The sequence below is a fragment of the Shewanella sp. T24-MNA-CIBAN-0130 genome (assembly GCF_040310185.1).
Lineage (GTDB): Bacteria > Pseudomonadota > Gammaproteobacteria > Enterobacterales > Shewanellaceae > Shewanella > Shewanella psychromarinicola.
In genome coordinates this window covers 1-14,638 of the sequence record NZ_JBEOPP010000037.1, presented here as the reverse complement: position 1 = coordinate 14,638, position 14,638 = coordinate 1, and the positions used below count along the sequence as shown (strand labels likewise).

18 protein-coding genes and 1 pseudogene are annotated in these 14,638 nt (G+C 41.2%); 9 read left to right on the top strand and 10 right to left on the bottom strand.

Translation table 11 applies throughout. The annotated features are described in order from the left end of the window. Nucleotide 1: 1 nt before the first annotated feature. The 7 genes from tatB to rraA form a co-directional block, all read right to left on the bottom strand. Nucleotides 2–415: a Sec-independent protein translocase protein TatB gene (gene tatB, locus AAEZ02_RS14560; RefSeq protein WP_124014061.1), complete on the bottom strand. Its 414-nt coding sequence runs from the start codon at nucleotides 413–415 to the stop codon at nucleotides 2–4. 6 nt (nucleotides 416–421) lie between these two features. Beyond that, a complete protein-coding gene (tatA, locus tag AAEZ02_RS14555) occupies nucleotides 422–697 on the bottom strand; it encodes a twin-arginine translocase TatA/TatE family subunit (RefSeq protein ID WP_101032960.1) in 276 nt (91 codons plus the stop codon). A 110-nt stretch (nucleotides 698–807) separates the two neighbouring features. Next, nucleotides 808–2,457 carry a ubiquinone biosynthesis regulatory protein kinase UbiB gene (gene ubiB, locus AAEZ02_RS14550; protein ID WP_101032959.1) on the bottom strand — a complete coding sequence of 550 codons (1,650 nt, stop codon included), beginning with the start codon at nucleotides 2,455–2,457 and terminating at the stop codon, nucleotides 808–810. Continuing rightward, nucleotides 2,454–3,074 carry a ubiquinone biosynthesis accessory factor UbiJ gene (locus AAEZ02_RS14545; protein ID WP_335688268.1) on the bottom strand — a complete coding sequence of 207 codons (621 nt, stop codon included), beginning with the start codon at nucleotides 3,072–3,074 and terminating at the stop codon, nucleotides 2,454–2,456. Before AAEZ02_RS14545 ends, ubiB begins: the two co-directional genes overlap by 4 nt. Continuing rightward, nucleotides 3,074–3,829, bottom strand: a complete 756-nt coding sequence (gene ubiE, locus AAEZ02_RS14540; RefSeq protein WP_101032957.1) for a bifunctional demethylmenaquinone methyltransferase/2-methoxy-6-polyprenyl-1,4-benzoquinol methylase UbiE — start codon at nucleotides 3,827–3,829, stop codon at nucleotides 3,074–3,076. The genes AAEZ02_RS14545 and ubiE overlap by 1 nt, the downstream gene beginning before the upstream one ends. Before the next feature lie 256 nt (nucleotides 3,830–4,085). Continuing rightward, nucleotides 4,086–5,114, bottom strand: a complete 1,029-nt coding sequence (locus tag AAEZ02_RS14535) for a formimidoylglutamase (RefSeq protein ID WP_351078289.1) — start codon at nucleotides 5,112–5,114, stop codon at nucleotides 4,086–4,088. A gap of 98 nt (nucleotides 5,115–5,212) precedes the next feature. After that, entirely contained in the window at nucleotides 5,213–5,698 is a 486-nt protein-coding gene (gene rraA, locus AAEZ02_RS14530; RefSeq protein WP_101032955.1) for a ribonuclease E activity regulator RraA, read from the bottom strand. Between the two features lie 386 nt (nucleotides 5,699–6,084). Here rraA and AAEZ02_RS14525 point away from each other — a divergent pair, with 386 nt between their 5' ends. From AAEZ02_RS14525 to AAEZ02_RS14515, 3 genes are all read left to right on the top strand, one after another. Then, nucleotides 6,085–6,333 carry a YgjV family protein gene (locus AAEZ02_RS14525; protein ID WP_101032954.1) on the top strand — a complete coding sequence of 83 codons (249 nt, stop codon included), beginning with the start codon at nucleotides 6,085–6,087 and terminating at the stop codon, nucleotides 6,331–6,333. Nucleotides 6,334–6,634: 301 nt separating this feature from the next. Beyond that, nucleotides 6,635–7,150 (top strand): phosphatase PAP2 family protein, encoded by a 516-nt coding sequence (locus tag AAEZ02_RS14520; RefSeq protein ID WP_351078285.1) that lies wholly within the window; start codon nucleotides 6,635–6,637, stop codon nucleotides 7,148–7,150. An 85-nt stretch (nucleotides 7,151–7,235) separates the two neighbouring features. Then, the gene (locus AAEZ02_RS14515) at nucleotides 7,236–8,285 is read left to right on the top strand and encodes an MJ1255/VC2487 family glycosyltransferase (RefSeq protein WP_124014065.1); all 1,050 of its coding nucleotides are present in this window, start codon (nucleotides 7,236–7,238) and stop codon (nucleotides 8,283–8,285) included. 70 nt (nucleotides 8,286–8,355) lie between these two features. Here AAEZ02_RS14515 and rsd read toward each other — a convergent pair whose 3' ends face one another. After that, a complete protein-coding gene (rsd, locus tag AAEZ02_RS14510; protein ID WP_101032951.1) occupies nucleotides 8,356–8,823 on the bottom strand; it encodes a sigma D regulator in 468 nt (155 codons plus the stop codon). 461 nt (nucleotides 8,824–9,284) lie between these two features. Here rsd and hemE point away from each other — a divergent pair, with 461 nt between their 5' ends. From hemE to AAEZ02_RS14480, 6 genes are all read left to right on the top strand, one after another. After that, entirely contained in the window at nucleotides 9,285–10,349 is a 1,065-nt protein-coding gene (gene hemE, locus AAEZ02_RS14505; RefSeq protein ID WP_124014066.1) for a uroporphyrinogen decarboxylase, read from the top strand. Nucleotides 10,350–10,615: 266 nt separating this feature from the next. Further along, nucleotides 10,616–11,239, top strand: a complete 624-nt coding sequence (locus AAEZ02_RS14500; RefSeq protein WP_351078280.1) for a hypothetical protein — start codon at nucleotides 10,616–10,618, stop codon at nucleotides 11,237–11,239. A gap of 27 nt (nucleotides 11,240–11,266) precedes the next feature. Beyond that, nucleotides 11,267–11,617: a hypothetical protein gene (locus AAEZ02_RS14495; protein ID WP_351078277.1), complete on the top strand. Its 351-nt coding sequence runs from the start codon at nucleotides 11,267–11,269 to the stop codon at nucleotides 11,615–11,617. A 6-nt stretch (nucleotides 11,618–11,623) separates the two neighbouring features. Then, complete coding sequence (locus AAEZ02_RS14490) at nucleotides 11,624–11,971, top strand: hypothetical protein (protein WP_351078275.1); 348 nt, start codon at nucleotides 11,624–11,626, stop codon at nucleotides 11,969–11,971. A 30-nt stretch (nucleotides 11,972–12,001) separates the two neighbouring features. Continuing rightward, nucleotides 12,002–12,262, top strand: a complete 261-nt coding sequence (locus tag AAEZ02_RS14485) for a hypothetical protein (RefSeq protein ID WP_101032947.1) — start codon at nucleotides 12,002–12,004, stop codon at nucleotides 12,260–12,262. Nucleotides 12,263–12,268: 6 nt separating this feature from the next. Then, nucleotides 12,269–12,616 carry a hypothetical protein gene (locus AAEZ02_RS14480; RefSeq protein ID WP_101032946.1) on the top strand — a complete coding sequence of 116 codons (348 nt, stop codon included), beginning with the start codon at nucleotides 12,269–12,271 and terminating at the stop codon, nucleotides 12,614–12,616. Between the two features lie 227 nt (nucleotides 12,617–12,843). Here the strand turns inward: AAEZ02_RS14480 and AAEZ02_RS14475 are convergent, their stop codons facing one another. Together AAEZ02_RS14475 and AAEZ02_RS14470 are read right to left on the bottom strand one after the other, a co-directional pair. Next, entirely contained in the window at nucleotides 12,844–14,301 is a 1,458-nt protein-coding gene (locus AAEZ02_RS14475) for a sensor histidine kinase (protein ID WP_351123718.1), read from the bottom strand. Then, nucleotides 14,301–14,561 (bottom strand): annotated as a pseudogene (locus AAEZ02_RS14470) (winged helix-turn-helix domain-containing protein); the annotation flags it as partial. The pseudogene AAEZ02_RS14470 and the gene AAEZ02_RS14475, both read right to left, overlap by 1 nt. Between the last annotated feature and the right edge of the window lie 77 nt (nucleotides 14,562–14,638).

Here is a 14,638-nt window from a genome sequence, read left to right as displayed (position 1 = left end):
ATTACCCGTTAGATTTAGGAGTTGAACTGCTTTCGCTGGTCATTTCGGATGACTTAGCTTCTGCGACAGAAGGAGACTTGTCAGGTGATGATTTTGGCGCCACAGGGGATGTGTCTTCAACTTTGTACGGTCGATTCACAGACTCAGCGGCTTTCTTCAACTGATCAATTGACTCTTGTAACTCGGGAGACAAATTGGCTAAACCTTTGCTTTCAGCTTTTTTTAAATCAGCATGTAACTGATCAATTTTAAGCTCTTGTTCAAGTTCATCTTTGACAGAGTTAGCCATGCGCTTAAGCGCGCGGATCCAACCTGTTATTGAACGTACTGCAACCGGAAGTCTTTCGGGGCCAAGTACTACTAGCCCCAAAATACCGATCAGCAGCAGCTCCATAAAGCCGATACCGTCAAACATAATAAATTACGCCTGTTTATCTTTAGATTCAGGTTGCTTTTCTGCAGCCTGTTGCGAAGTCGCTGCAGTCTGATCATTGCCTTCTAATGATTTATTTTCATCTTCTAATGATTTCTTATCATCGTCTAATGATTTATTTTCATCTTCTGGAGTCATGGCGTTTTTAAAGCCTTTTACTGCTCCACCTAAATCACCGCCCAAAGAACGCAATTTCTTAGTACCAAATAATAAAATGACAATTAACGCTACAATTAGAAGCTGCCAAATACTGATGCCGCCCATGAAGATTATCCTCTTTAAATAAAAAATAGTTTTTGTATAAAAGTTATTTCAAGGTTCACAATACCACCCAATTCTTTAAGTATTATGAACCTCTAATAATATAGTGCTAGCTAAAATTTACGATTCTTTGGCATAGATCGCCATCCTATCGCCCAAAATAGGCAGCCAGAAGCAATGCAGGTGTATGCTAGCCACAGTGTAGCGTTCTGAGTAAATAATATTGTGCCGCAGATCAACAAAACTGCAGACGTGATTAACAGGTAGTTGCTTTTGTGTGATTTATGCTGGTATTTCAGGTACTTATCTAGCATTTGTTGCTGAGTTCCGAGTAATTTACGACCTAACTTTAAGTTGTCGTAAATCAATTCAGGAAACTCGGGGAGTTTGTCCGCCCAAAACGGTGCATTTGATTTTACTTTGTTGAACAGAGCTTTAGGACCAACCTGTTCAGACATCCAGTTTTCGAGGAACGGTTTTGCGGTTTGCCATAAATCTAATTGTGGATATAACTGACGGCCTAAGCCTTCAATATAAAGTAAGGTTTTTTCCAGCAACACCAGTTGTGGTTGCACTACAATGTCAAAGTGGCGTGCGGTTTTAAAAAGTTCCAGCAATACATGGCCAAATGATATTTCATCTAGTGGCTTGTTGAACATAGGTTCGCATACCACTTTAACAGCTTGTTCGAAGGCGATGATGTCTGTGTGTTCAGAGACCCATCCGGATTCAATATACAACTGGGCAATACGGTGATAATCGCGATTAAAAAAGGCTAAAAAGTTTTCCGCAAGGTAGCGTTTATCAACCTCGGTTAAGGTGCCCATAATGCCGCAATCTAGACCAATATAAAATGGGTCGTCAGGATGTTCGCGGCTGATAAATATATTACCAGGGTGCATATCGGCATGGAAAAAATTATCCCGAAACACTTGAGTGAAAAACAATTCAACACCGCGCTCGGCTAGCAGTTTAAAGTTGGTGCCTTGGGCGCGTAGCGCTTCTGTGTCAGAGACAGGAATACCGTAAATACGTTCCATGACCATTAATCGTTTGTAGCTATGTTCTTCGTAAACAAAAGGCACGTATAAGGAGTTTGAATCAATGAAATTATTGCGCAGTTTTATGGCGTTAAGTGCTTCGAGTTTAAGATTAAGCTCGCCTAAAATGGTGGTGCGGTAATCTTCAATCACTTCAGCAGGACGTAAGCGATTACCATCACCTAGTAATGTCTCCAGTATGTTAGCTGTTTGGATCATTAACTGTAAGTCAGCTAGAATTTGCTGCTCAACATTTGGACGTAAGACTTTAAGTACTACGTCTTTGCCGTTGGATTTTAACGTCGCGGTATGGACTTGTGAAATAGAGGCTGACGCCAATGGGGTGTCGTCAAAATCATCAAAATAAGTGCTGATTGGTGCTCCAAGCTCCGCTTCGATGGCTTGACGTGCTAACGCTGAATCAAATGGTGGCACTCGGTCTTGCAACATGGCCAATTGGTAAGCCCATTCGTCGTCAAGCAAATCACGGCGAGTCGACAGCATTTGCCCTAGTTTGATGTATACCGGACCTAAATCTTGCATCGCCAGCTTTAAGCGTTCGGCAGGTGATTTATTTTTATGTTTATTACGGATCCAAAATAAACCGTTGCGCAGAATTGAGAAATACCATGGCTTTTTGTGTCGAGGAATTAAATCATCTAAGCCAAAATGCAGAATGGTCTTAATGACATGGTAACCACGCCTGATACTTGCAGTTGTCATTTAATGATTTGATCTCTTAATTTGGTTATCTTTGCTTCGATACGTTCGGTTTGGCTTACCAGTTCATCCAGATTATCACGAAAATGCAGCCATTCAATTTTATGCGGTGCCAGACGATATTCTTCGGTTGTTAACTGGCTGATGTGCGACCGAGTTTTTTGTATAACCTGCTTTATATCATGGCTAAATTGTTTGGCGCTAGTGACAATTCTATGGGTCGGAGCATCACCTATGTAGCGTGATAATGGTTCGGCAAAATCAATATGAATGTTCTGTAAATAGTGGCTTAACGATTGAAGTAATTGAATATCACCTTCCAAACTGAGTTTATCTTGTTTGATGAGCTCAGTTAAGTTAGCGCCTTCAGTGAGCTGATATAAGGTGGATACATCAGCCCGCACCGTCACGGCTACGTCACCTTCATAATGGTTGAGTACTTGAATTTGCTTAGCAAATACTAAATAAAGCGGCCAATCTAGCTGGCTCAACTGGATACAAAAAACTTTGCCGTGCAATGATTTCTGGCGAGCATAGTCATTTTTAGCCTGTGCTGGCAGCTGGTTAAAAGCGGTTTCAATGGCTGCACAAGTTAACAAAGCAAAGTGATTAGGCATCATTAAAACTTATAACCTCGATGTAATGCGACAACACCGTCTGTCATATTGGTGTAGTCAACTTGTTCAAACCCAGCATCTATCATCATTTGTTTAAGTGTTTCTTGATCAGGGTGCATACGGATGGATTCGGCAAGGTATTCGTAGCTGTCGGCATCTTTAGTGATTAGAGCGCCCATTTTTGGCAATACCTTAAAGCTATACATGTCATAAACTTTACGCATTAATTCATGTTTAGGCGTAGAGAATTCAAGCACTAATAGTTTTCCGCCAGGCTTTAATACTCGTTGCATGGAGCGTAATGCGGCATCTTTATCGGTTACATTACGTAAACCAAAAGCGATAGTAATAATATCAAAATGGTTATCTGGAAACGGTAATGCTTCAGCATTTGCTTGCACATAACTGACGTTGTTGACGATGCCTTTGTCACGTAATTTGGTTCGACCGACTTTGAGCATAGAATCATTAATATCGGCAAGAACGACTTGACCTCGATCGCCTACTAAATGGGAAAACTTAGCAGTAAGGTCACCCGTTCCACCGGCTAAATCAAGTACTTTCATACCTGGTCGAGCAGCAGCGACTTCAATGGTGTGACGTTTCCAAAAACGGTGAATACCAAAAGACATCACGTCATTCATAATGTCGTATTTTGCCGCGACGGAATGAAACACGTCAGCGACTAACTCTGCTTTTTTATCGGCTTCGACAGTTTTATATCCAAAATGAGTATTTTTTGGTTCGCCTTCAGACATCGGTATATTCCTATAATGAGCGATAATTAATAGTAAGTGTATGCCATTGCTAATGATTGCTGAAATGCTCTAGTGTGATAGTGTGACAACTATCAATTAGCGGTCTCACTTTACACCCGATGTACATTTCACATCAACTTGAACGCAGCAATGATCTTCGTGTCGATTAGCCCCAGTATACATCAGCAGTTAAGGCTAAAAAATTGCCCTGCATTAGAGCATATAATTAGCATTTAATGAATAGCGTCCACAGATCCTAATTCAAACAAGTTAATCTTCCCTGAATATAAGCATAAATTAGCTCACTAAGAGCTTGACCTGCATCACGATAACCCGCTTCTACCCCCGCGTGATGGCATGCTGGGGCGGTTTCTGCAAAATGAGCGTAATAGCATGGACAATGCCTAGCAATATAATGCACATAATGGCATGCATCGAGTAGTGGAATACCGGCAAATGTGGCCGCGCTGCTGGGCATATTGGTGATGACATCGACATCGAGTTCTAGTGCCACTGGCAGTTGTGTTTGATTTAACGATATCGCTATTTGCTTTAATACCGTCTCGAGCGGCAGTTCACGACGAACCCAAATTTGTTGAAAGCTATGCCATGTGGCGCCAAAAAGACTTAGTTGTTCAAGGGTGACTTCGCTGTTTTTTAATTCATGTAATCCGAGAATATGATAATGATCGAGGGCGCCATTGGCGGCTGCATAACTAAATCCATTACCGCTGTGGCGACCTTCTCGTGGTCTAAAGTCACTGTGCGGATCCAGATTGACCGCTGCGACAGGTAACCCTGTGGTGGCTTTTGTGGCCATTAATAAACCGTAAGCGTTATTATGCCCGCCGCCAATGACGATGGGTTCTAACCCTGCTTGCATGATTTGACTGATCGCAGCAATGACGATGCTATCTAATTGCGCTGTTGCTTGACGTAATTGTTCGATAGTCGCTGTTGCAGGCAATGGCGTGTCGAGACTGATTTGGCCCAAAATGGCACATTCGTTGCCATTAAGAAATCGATTGGACTGTAAATTAAGCAACTGCTTCATGCTGGTGACAAAGGCATCATCTGCTCCACCTCGGCCTAGATTGGCCCGTGGTCCTACATCTTCTGCAATGGCAATAATGGCAAACTGTGCGCCAGAAGACTTAGCATCGAGCGCATTTTGCCCTAATGACAGTTCTGCGGATGCCAGATAAACCTGTTGGCCTATTTTTGTTTCATTAGGGCGTAAGTTTAATAATGTATCGCAGTGCTGTTGAGTAAATGCGCTAAACATGATTGTTCTCCAAATTACAGCCATAAAAAAACCAGCATAGCTGGTTTTTAAAGAAATAGTCTGCCAGCTTTTACAAAGCGAAGTTGGCTATGACGTTGTTATTCAATATCTAATGGTTCTGGAGATAGAATAACACCGGTATTATCAGCGTAAATATGGTCACCAGGTAAGAAGGTCACTCCACCAAAATTAACTGGAATTTCGATTTCACCCACACCGTTACTTTCAGCACCGACAGGGATCGAAGCAAGCGCTTGAATACCAATATCAAGTTCTTCAAGGGCGTCAACATCACGCACTGAACCGTAAATGAGAATACCTTCCCAGTTATTGGCAACCGCTATTTCAGCAATTCTAGCGTCAAGGAGCGCGCGTCGTAATGAGCCACCACCATCAACTAATAATACTTTACCTTCACCGTCATCTTGTAGAGCATCAGCAATAAGGCCATTGTCTTCAAAACACTTAATCGTACTGATTGAGCCACCGAAGGAGCTGCAACCACCATAGTTACTGAACATTGGTTCGACGACATCGACTACATCTATATACGTGTCGCAGAGTTCTGAGGTGTTGTATTCCATATTTCACTCCTGTAAGACAGCAAAGGTAAATTGCTGGGTAAAGCAAAGTTAAATGAATTATATGAGCTTTTTATGAAAATAAAAGTCTTATTAATCACTGGATTGTTATAAATCAACTTATGGTGTTACTTATGCGCAGATGACACATTGACCTAAATAGAGAACGGGGATCAGATTTGGAAGTAATTTTCTTTCAAATTGAACAGATTAGCCGATATATGTTGATATAAGTCATCATAATACGTTTTTTAATTACATTTATGCTCGCCAGTTTGTTAGCATATTGATAAATTAATTAATGTAAGTTTACAAAATAATGCTAGCTTTAGGGGCACGGAATCCTCGTTACGCTTACGGAAGGCAGAGGGCCTGAAATAGAGGTTCTTATGGAAAATATCAATATTATTGAAATCTTAGGTTATGCTGCATCCGTTATGGTGGCCATTTCACTAATGATGAAAGACATCGTTTTACTCAGATGGTTAAATTTTGTCGGTTGTTCTTTTTTTGTCGCCTACGGATATGCAATCGAAGCTTGGCCAGTTGCGGGCATGAATGCTTTTGTAGCATGTATTAACATTTTTCACTTAATTAAGATTTATCGTAATAAAAGCGCAAAGTCGCAAACTGCATAAATGGCACAGAAAGTGTTTCTGTATCGTTTACGATAAACAAATGCTGTTTATGTCTCCTCTTAATATGAATAAGAGGGGGCATTTTTTATATCACCCATCCGCGTCTTCGCAATACACTTGGTTTATATCATCACTTCTCGACTCACTTAGCTGTCATAAAACTTTAGACTAACTGTCACCTCGTGTTCATTATCCCTGTCTATTATCTAAACTGTTAACAAATTAATAACGTTAGTCGGGCAATTATGACCGGGTAAAGATAGAGTAATTGATATTCCTGACGTTTGGCATGGAGTTAAGCATGAAGATGAATATCAGCCAGTTAGATAAATATTGGTTTTATTGGGTCGTGCAATTTAGCCGAGATAACGGCCTAAATCAGGCCGCTAAGCGCGTATCTGCAACAGGTGATGGCCACTATTATGTTTACTTATCTGTTGCGCTATTGTTTTTTCATCCTAACGGTCAGTACTTCTTTAATTTAGTGTTGGGCAGTTTTGTGGTTGAGTTTCCGTTGTATTTACTGCTAAAAAACAGTATTCGGCGTCATCGTCCTTGTCACGCTTTAGTGGGCTTTGAGTCAGGTTTTGAGCCGTCGGATAAATTTAGCTTACCTTCAGGGCACACTGCTGGTGCCTTTGTATTGGCTAGCGTGGTGGAGCTGGTGTTTCCTGCCTTAGCACCAATAGCGTTTGCTTGGGCTTGTTTTGTCGGCTCATCGCGAATCGCCCTAGGGGTACATTATCCTTTGGATATTATTGCTGGCGCAGGGCTGGGTATGGGATCCGTATTACTTGTTGAGCAACTCATGTTTTGATAACTCATGTTTTCATCGCTCATGCAGTAATGAGTGCAGCATGTTTCCATCTTGATAATTCAGCCGTTGAGGATTGTAAGCCGAAATGAAAATTTTGTATGGAGTTCAAGGCACCGGGAATGGTCATATCAGCCGCGCGCGCGTGATGTCTAAAGCGCTTAAGCAACATAATATCGATGTCGATTTTCTATTTTCAGGCCGTACACCGCAATATTACTTTGATATGCAATGTTTTGGCGATTATCAGACCCGTAATGGCATGACATTCGTGACCGAAAATGGTCGCGTTAATACAATGAAAACTGCCAGATGCAATTTAACGACGGCCATTTTTTCTGAGATTAAGCACTTAGATTTAACGGGTTACGATTTAGTGTTAAATGATTTTGAACCCGTGAGCGCCTGGGCTGCGAAACAACAACATGTGCCTTCGATAGCCATTAGTCATCAGGCTGCATTACAATATCCTGTGCCTAAACAGGGTAACAATTGGTTTAACGAGTTTTTACTGAATCATTTTGCGCCTGTCGATATTGCTTTAGGTTGTCATTGGCATCACTTTGGTTTTCCTATTTTACCTCCTTTTGTTGAGGTGTCGCCCAATGGTGGTGATCATAGCCATCAAATTTTAGTGTATTTACCGTTTGAAGATGCCGATCGTATTGCGGCATTTTTAGCTCCATTTGATCAATATCACTTTTTTGTTTACCACAGCATGCAACCTTTGCAAGAATTAGCCGAGCATATTCATTGGCATGGCTTTGATCGTGAGGGTTTTAAACAACACATGGCCCAATGTGGTGGGGTGATCGGCAATGCTGGCTTTGAGTTAGCCAGTGAGGCGATGACCTTAGGTAAAAAATTATTGGTGAAACCTTTACTGGGGCAATTTGAACAATCGGCTAACCTTGCTGCGTTACAATTACTTGCGGTGGCAGAGAGTATGCAAACTTTAGATCCAACCGTGCTTAAGCGTTGGTTAAAAAGCCCATCACCTAAGCCGATTGCGTATCCACAGGTGGGCGATGCATTGGTGGCCTGGTTAAAAATGGGCGATTGGCATCAGCCGCAAGATTTATGTCAACATTTATGGTCACAAGTTGAGCTGCCTGAAAACTGGCATAAACGGCAATAACCTTAGGTGTAATCAAGGGATCCGCATTAAAAAGTGCGTAACAAATCGCACTTTTAATGGGCTGCCTCAATTAAGGAAGACGTTGGTAAAGGAGTTCTAGAAGCTCATCTTCTAATTCGAAACGCGACTCCATGGCTTGTGCTAAATGAGATAAATCGTTGTCGAGCTGATACAGCACTTGTTCGTCAGATGCATCGGTATATTTATCATAAAAATCCAACGCAGTATCTGTGCTTTCACTAATGCGCGGTAATAAGCCATTGGCTGTTTCTATGCTCGACTCACCAAACCTTTCACAAGCTTTAACAACGTTGTTGTATACCTCAAAGTGGCCTTCAGAAACATAATCAACTAATTGGGCACAAAACTGTTTCACTTGATCCATTTTTGGAAGTGATTTTTCGCTGCGAGAATAGGGTGCTAATCCTGCAACAATAAAATATTGGATCAATAATTTGCGGCGATTACTTATCCATTGATCGATTAAATTATGAGCACCGCCCCAGCGTCTTTCTGCTTTTTCTAGTTTTGTTAGCATGTCTTCTCTCTAATTGGCAGTCTTTATGTAACCACTAATGTATTGGACAACGTGTATTATGATCAACTGTTTTATTTATATTTGCAGTGGACCGACCCTTTAGGATGAAAAAAGAAACGGCATAACGTGGATAATAAAAAACCCCATGATAGGCATGCCATCACGGGGTAACTAAGTTTTCAAAGGCTCGATTTGTCGTGCTTCTTGATTGTTCTTGCTAGCGCATACTTTTTATACCAAACCCCATTCCTTGGCGCAACTTTTAATCCTATAAATTGCGATTTACACATCAGTATTGTGTGTTTTGTGAGCGGATAAGGCGGTTATGTTAATAAAATCGACACTAGATTTAGGAATAGCTCACATAAATTCTGCATGGGTGGTTACATTAATCAGGTAAGTGCTAAACTAGCGCCCAGCAGAAATCATAGAAATCATAACAGTCTAGGAAGAAAGCCCACATGGCAGAATTAAAGAATGATCGTTATTTACGTGCGTTACTGAAGCAACCTGTTGATGTCACTCCAGTATGGATGATGCGTCAAGCGGGACGTTATTTACCTGAGTATAAAGAAGTTCGTGCTCAAGCAGGTGACTTTATGTCTTTATGCCGTAATGCTGAATTGGCTTGCGAAGTCACTTTACAACCATTACGTCGTTATGATTTAGATGCTGCGATTTTATTCTCAGATATCCTGACTGTGCCAGATGCTATGGGCCTAGGTTTGTATTTTGAAGCCGGTGAAGGTCCACGTTTTGAGCGTCCGACTGACACCATAGATGCGATTAAAAAGTTATGTATTCCTGATCCTGAAGATGAATTAGGCTACGTGATGCGTGCCGTAAGCACTATTCGTCGCGAACTAAATGGCTCAGTGCCGTTAATTGGTTTTTCGGGATCGCCTTGGACACTGGCCACTTACATGGTTGAAGGCGGTTCAAGCAAAACATTCGAAAAAATTAAGCGTATGGCCTATGCCGAGCCCGCTGCATTGCACATGTTATTAGACAAGTTGGCAGACTCAGTGGTGTTATACCTTAATGCGCAAGTTGCAAACGGTGCACAATCGTTAATGATTTTCGATTCTTGGGGTGGCGCATTATCTCACCATGCTTATCGCGAGTTCTCATTGCGTTACATGCAAAAAATCATTGATGGCTTAACTCGCTTTGCTGACGGCCGTAAAGTACCTGTTACCTTATTTACTAAAGGTGGCGGATTATGGTTAGAGTCTATGGCTGAAACAGGTTGTGATGCATTAGGTTTAGATTGGACTGTTGATATTGGTGATGCCCGTCGTCGTGTTGGCCATAAAGTGGCACTACAAGGCAACATGGATCCATCGATGTTATATGCCACACCTGAACGTATTCACCAAGAAGTGGACCAAATTCTAGCCAGCTACGGCGAAGGTAATGGCCATGTATTTAACTTAGGCCATGGTATTCACCAGCATGTCGATCCAGATCATGCCGGTGCATTTATCAATTCTGTGCATGAGTTGTCTGGTAAATACCACAAGTAATTCAGTGGTATTGGCTAACAAAAGCGGATCTTCGGATCCGCTTTTTTGTTGCCAAAATTTAAAGTTGTTTTATGTTTTTCCAACACAGCCATTTAAAATTTACTTATCATTTTTGAGTAGGCTCTGCGTTTATCATAGTTATTTATGACTATAGAATGAAAAGGTTAAACATAATAAAATTACCCATCATTACATTTGATCTATAGATTGTGATTTAAACATAAAGTTTATTTAAAATGTGCGCTTAATAAATCAAGGAAGATATTATGCCAATTGAAATTAGTATTTGCCCTAAAGGGCGGATAACAGGTCTTACCCCCAATACACCACCATCAATCTTAGACGCACCTTTTCAGGCTCCAGGTGTTCCACAAGTTAACTTCATGGATAGTTTTAACACAGCATATGCTCAAGACCATTTATTGAATAACGAATTAGGTAAATTTAAAACTAAACCGTTACATCAAAGACAAGCCATTGCGCAGGTTAACGAAGCTGTTGGGCCTGATATGCTTTTAGCACTATCTGATTTTTATGATCAACAGTTAGATAGTTTACCAAAAGATTTTTTTGCAGAGCAGAATAAAGCAATGATGGGAGCATCCATCGGTGCAATGGGTCATCATTTATCACAATTACAAAGCGTAATAAAAGAATACCAAATGGCGCTTGAAAAAGTGCGTAATGCTTACCGTTCAAAAATGCCAAAGTTAGAAGTCCTTAAGTTTGAACAAACGGCGCGGCAGTTACATAGTCGGTTAAATTCACAGTTTCACAATGAAATTTCAAAACGACTAGCTAGCTCAAGAGCTCGTAAGGCTAGCATTTGGAACAATGCTGATCGTGGTCTTAATCAGGCTAAAAGTGCTAGAACGACAAAACCAATCTAAATTTCGTCTGCAAAAGAGCTTCGAACATTGAATAAATTCGCTGGTGTTGCAAAATTTGGCGGTAATGGTTTAGTGCTGCTGGATGTCCATTCTCGAGCGACAGCGGTAAGAGATACCTTCGAGAGCGGCGGTAATTGGGAGAAACAAGCTTTGCAAGAGACTGTCGGTTTTTCTATGGGTTTCGCAGCCGGGACAGCCGTAACAACTAGTGTTTATGGCGTCGCAGTAGGCATTACATTAGCGTTTACTCCCGTAGGATGGGCTGTGGTAATTGGTATCGGTGTGGGAGCTTCTGCTGGATTCTTAGCTGGTTATTTAGCTGACCAGTTTGGGAAAGGTATAACAGGATCTGTTTATGAATTAAGCAGTGGTTGGTGATTGTAAATGTTTGAGTATAAAGATTTATTTGTGATCATCAGTATTTTGGTAATGATAAATTTTGGTGTGTCACTGCTAATTTTTGCACAATTGACTGTTCATCCTTTAGAGAAAAAAATTAAGAGTTCTGGAGGAGAATTACCCAAATGGGACAACATGGGAATTCGTATATCGAGTTATGCTTTATCTCTGATGTTTAGTATCAAAGCAAAATCAGCGCAAATGGTAGATGAAGATTCGGTACGAAAGTTTGCAACTAAAAATGATCGTATCAGAGCTATTTATACTATAGCCTCTCTTGCCATTTTTTTATTATTTGCAATATTCTATTCGCTTTTTTTTGACGAAAACTAAAAACTAAACAGGTAGAAATTTATATGCTTATTGCAATTATTAGTGGTTCCGCTTAAGCACTGGTTCAACTCAGATTGGTTTTTTTCTGCAGGTTTCGCGGCTGGAACTGTCGCAGCAGGTAGTGCTTATAGCATTGGAGTTGGTATTGCGCTGGTATTTACACCAGTTGGATGGGCTGTTGTGATTGGAGTTGGTGCAGCCGCCTCTGTTGGTTTTCTTGTTGGATTGGGTTTCGATACAGCAGGTAAAAAAATTACGGGTAAACTTTATGATGCAAGCAGTAATTGGTAATTTATGATGGAAAATTATGAAAGTATATTTTGGTTGTGTTGCAGTATTCCGTTAGTCAATTTCTTTATAGCTTATTTGGTTTTTGCGCAAATGACCGTACACCCTATAGAGAAGAAAATTAAGGCTTCAGGTGGAAGCATACCGCAATGGGATAATATGGGGATGAGAATTCCGAGTTATGCTGTAGCAATGCTCTTACCGGTTAAAGTAAAGGCTGCACAAGCTATAGATGAAGATTCTGTTCAGAAGTTTACTTCCAAAAGTGATAAAAAAAGAGCTATATATTTTATGTGCTCGTTTGTCATTATATTAATACCAGTGATGGTTGGGTACTTTGTATTTGGTCCCAATTAGAGCCTGAGAAATTCATTAATTATAAGTATCTTTATAACGCTCAAATTTTGTGTATCACTACTTTCCATACACAGAAAATGTGGTGATCCATGGATTGGACTTTTGAGCTATAGGGCAATATATAGTTGCATTTGGGAAGTCTTATCCCATATTCACTTGTACTGTAGACTCTTATTCGCCACCGTCTATCATGGTCATTAAGATGTTAAATCACAACAAATTCAGCTCTAACCCTGCGTTACAAGCTCTATCTTAAATTCACTGCCGACGCCCGGTTGGCTGTCTATTTCAATTCTGCATTTCAATAATCCCAATAACTGCCTGACGATGGCGAGTCCGACGCCGAGTTGTGGCAGACTTTGATTCGCTTCAAACGACAATGTGGTCATCGATAATTGTTTCAGGGCGTCAACTTCATGCTGGTGCATGCCAGCGCCTGTGTCGCGCACGGTTAACCATTGTTGGCCGTTGTGGAGCGCATTGATGATTTGTATCTTGCCGCCTGCGGGAGTGTAACGCAGGGCGTTATCGACCAAGTTGTTGAGTATGCGGCGCATCAGTGCAGGGTCGGTATAGATTTGGCTGGCATGGTTGATGTCAAAATCTAACTGAACCCCGAGTTTTTTCGCTCGTGGGGTAAAGGTTTGTTCAATATCGCAAAGCAGTTCACTTAAGTTGACTTGTTGCAGTTGCGCATCGATTTGGCCATTTTCGAGGGCGGCTAATTCTAACAGTTGAGCCAGTAGCTGCTGTAAGGTTTGGCCTGAGTTTGCCGCGTATTGGATCAGTGCTTGGTCACGTTCGTTTTCGGGCAATATTAACCAAGTATCGATATAGCCTAATAGTGCAGTAAGCGGGGTTTTTAAGTCATGTGACAAATGCAGTAAAAAGTCGTGTTTGGCCTGTTGTTGGCGTTTAACTTGCTGTTGTTGCAATTGGATTTCTTGCAATAAATGATTGATATGATGGCTCAGCAGGCTTATTTCTAAGCTGCCACGATAGCGCTGGGGGAGTATCAGTTTGTCTGACATCGGGGTGTTTTTAAGTTCTGTTAAGTCTTGAGCGAGTTTTTGGATTGGGCGGGTAAAATAGCGCAGTAAAATTACAAATAGCACTAAAGCAAAAATGATCCAAAATCCAATAGTGGCGCCCCAGATTTTAGGTTGGTTTTCGGCATTTATGAGTGTTTGCCAACTGTCATAATCTTCACCGCCAATGATGACATACAAATAACCACTGTGCAGTCCATCTTCGGTGATGAGTTTACTGGCGGAAAAAATCTTGTGGGTATCTTCGCTGCGCGGATCTGTGCCAAGTACTGGCAGGTTGTCGCCATTTAAAAACTGTTGAATGATTGCAGTATCGACCCGGTGAATTTTAATTTTTTCTTCTTTGGCGTCATAGGCTATCACTTTGCCATCTGGGTCTAAGGTGTAAATTTCAAAGCTTGGACCTAACAGCATAAAATCATGAAAGGCTTCTTTAAGCGCGGCGTCTGACGTTATCCCTTGTGATAGTAAAGGGTTGATGTGTGCCATGTGTTCAGCAAGTTGTAGATGCAGTGATTGCTGAATTTGGTTACGGTTAAATTCATGGTTAAGTTGCAACCATTGCCATAACGCTACAAACAGTAATAACACTATTATCGTTGATGCTAAAAACAATCGATTAAATAAACGATTCATTAGTGGGCTTGCACCTCTGGTGGTGAAAATTTGTAGCCTACGCCCCACACTGTTTTGACGAGATCATGTTCAGGTGAGCACACAGAAAGCTTATTGCGTAAGCGATTAATATGGCTGTTTACTGTGTGCTCATAGCCGTCGTAGTGATAACCCCATACCGCTTCTAACAATTGCATGCGGCTAAAGACTTGTTGCGGGTGTTTGGCTAAAAAAAGCAGTAAATCAAACTCGCGGGCGGTGAGGGTTAATGCTTTATTAAAGTAAGCGGTCAATTAAGCGGTGGAGCCCGATATCATCAAGCTTTTAGATCGGCATGCCAAGGTAATAAATCACTTAA

What these genes read in the sequence shown, in the direction of transcription:
- tatB (WP_124014061.1), bottom strand. Translation starts at nt 415, where the DNA reads ATGTTTGACGGTATCGGCTTTATGGAGCTGCTGCTGATCGGTATTTTG.
- tatA (WP_101032960.1), bottom strand. Translation starts at nt 697, where the DNA reads ATGGGCGGCATCAGTATTTGGCAGCTTCTAATTGTAGCGTTAATTGTC.
- ubiB (WP_101032959.1), bottom strand. Translation starts at nt 2,457, where the DNA reads ATGACAACTGCAAGTATCAGGCGTGGTTACCATGTCATTAAGACCATT.
- AAEZ02_RS14545 (WP_335688268.1), bottom strand. Translation starts at nt 3,074, where the DNA reads ATGATGCCTAATCACTTTGCTTTGTTAACTTGTGCAGCCATTGAAACC.
- ubiE (WP_101032957.1), bottom strand. Translation starts at nt 3,829, where the DNA reads ATGTCTGAAGGCGAACCAAAAAATACTCATTTTGGATATAAAACTGTC.
- AAEZ02_RS14535 (WP_351078289.1), bottom strand. Translation starts at nt 5,114, where the DNA reads ATGTTTAGCGCATTTACTCAACAGCACTGCGATACATTATTAAACTTA.
- rraA (WP_101032955.1), bottom strand. Translation starts at nt 5,698, where the DNA reads ATGGAATACAACACCTCAGAACTCTGCGACACGTATATAGATGTAGTC.
- AAEZ02_RS14525 (WP_101032954.1), top strand. Translation starts at nt 6,085, where the DNA reads ATGGAAAATATCAATATTATTGAAATCTTAGGTTATGCTGCATCCGTT.
- AAEZ02_RS14520 (WP_351078285.1), top strand. Translation starts at nt 6,635, where the DNA reads ATGAAGATGAATATCAGCCAGTTAGATAAATATTGGTTTTATTGGGTC.
- AAEZ02_RS14515 (WP_124014065.1), top strand. Translation starts at nt 7,236, where the DNA reads ATGAAAATTTTGTATGGAGTTCAAGGCACCGGGAATGGTCATATCAGC.
- rsd (WP_101032951.1), bottom strand. Translation starts at nt 8,823, where the DNA reads ATGCTAACAAAACTAGAAAAAGCAGAAAGACGCTGGGGCGGTGCTCAT.
- hemE (WP_124014066.1), top strand. Translation starts at nt 9,285, where the DNA reads ATGGCAGAATTAAAGAATGATCGTTATTTACGTGCGTTACTGAAGCAA.
- AAEZ02_RS14500 (WP_351078280.1), top strand. Translation starts at nt 10,616, where the DNA reads ATGCCAATTGAAATTAGTATTTGCCCTAAAGGGCGGATAACAGGTCTT.
- AAEZ02_RS14490 (WP_351078275.1), top strand. Translation starts at nt 11,624, where the DNA reads ATGTTTGAGTATAAAGATTTATTTGTGATCATCAGTATTTTGGTAATG.
- AAEZ02_RS14480 (WP_101032946.1), top strand. Translation starts at nt 12,269, where the DNA reads ATGGAAAATTATGAAAGTATATTTTGGTTGTGTTGCAGTATTCCGTTA.
- AAEZ02_RS14475 (WP_351123718.1), bottom strand. Translation starts at nt 14,301, where the DNA reads ATGAATCGTTTATTTAATCGATTGTTTTTAGCATCAACGATAATAGTG.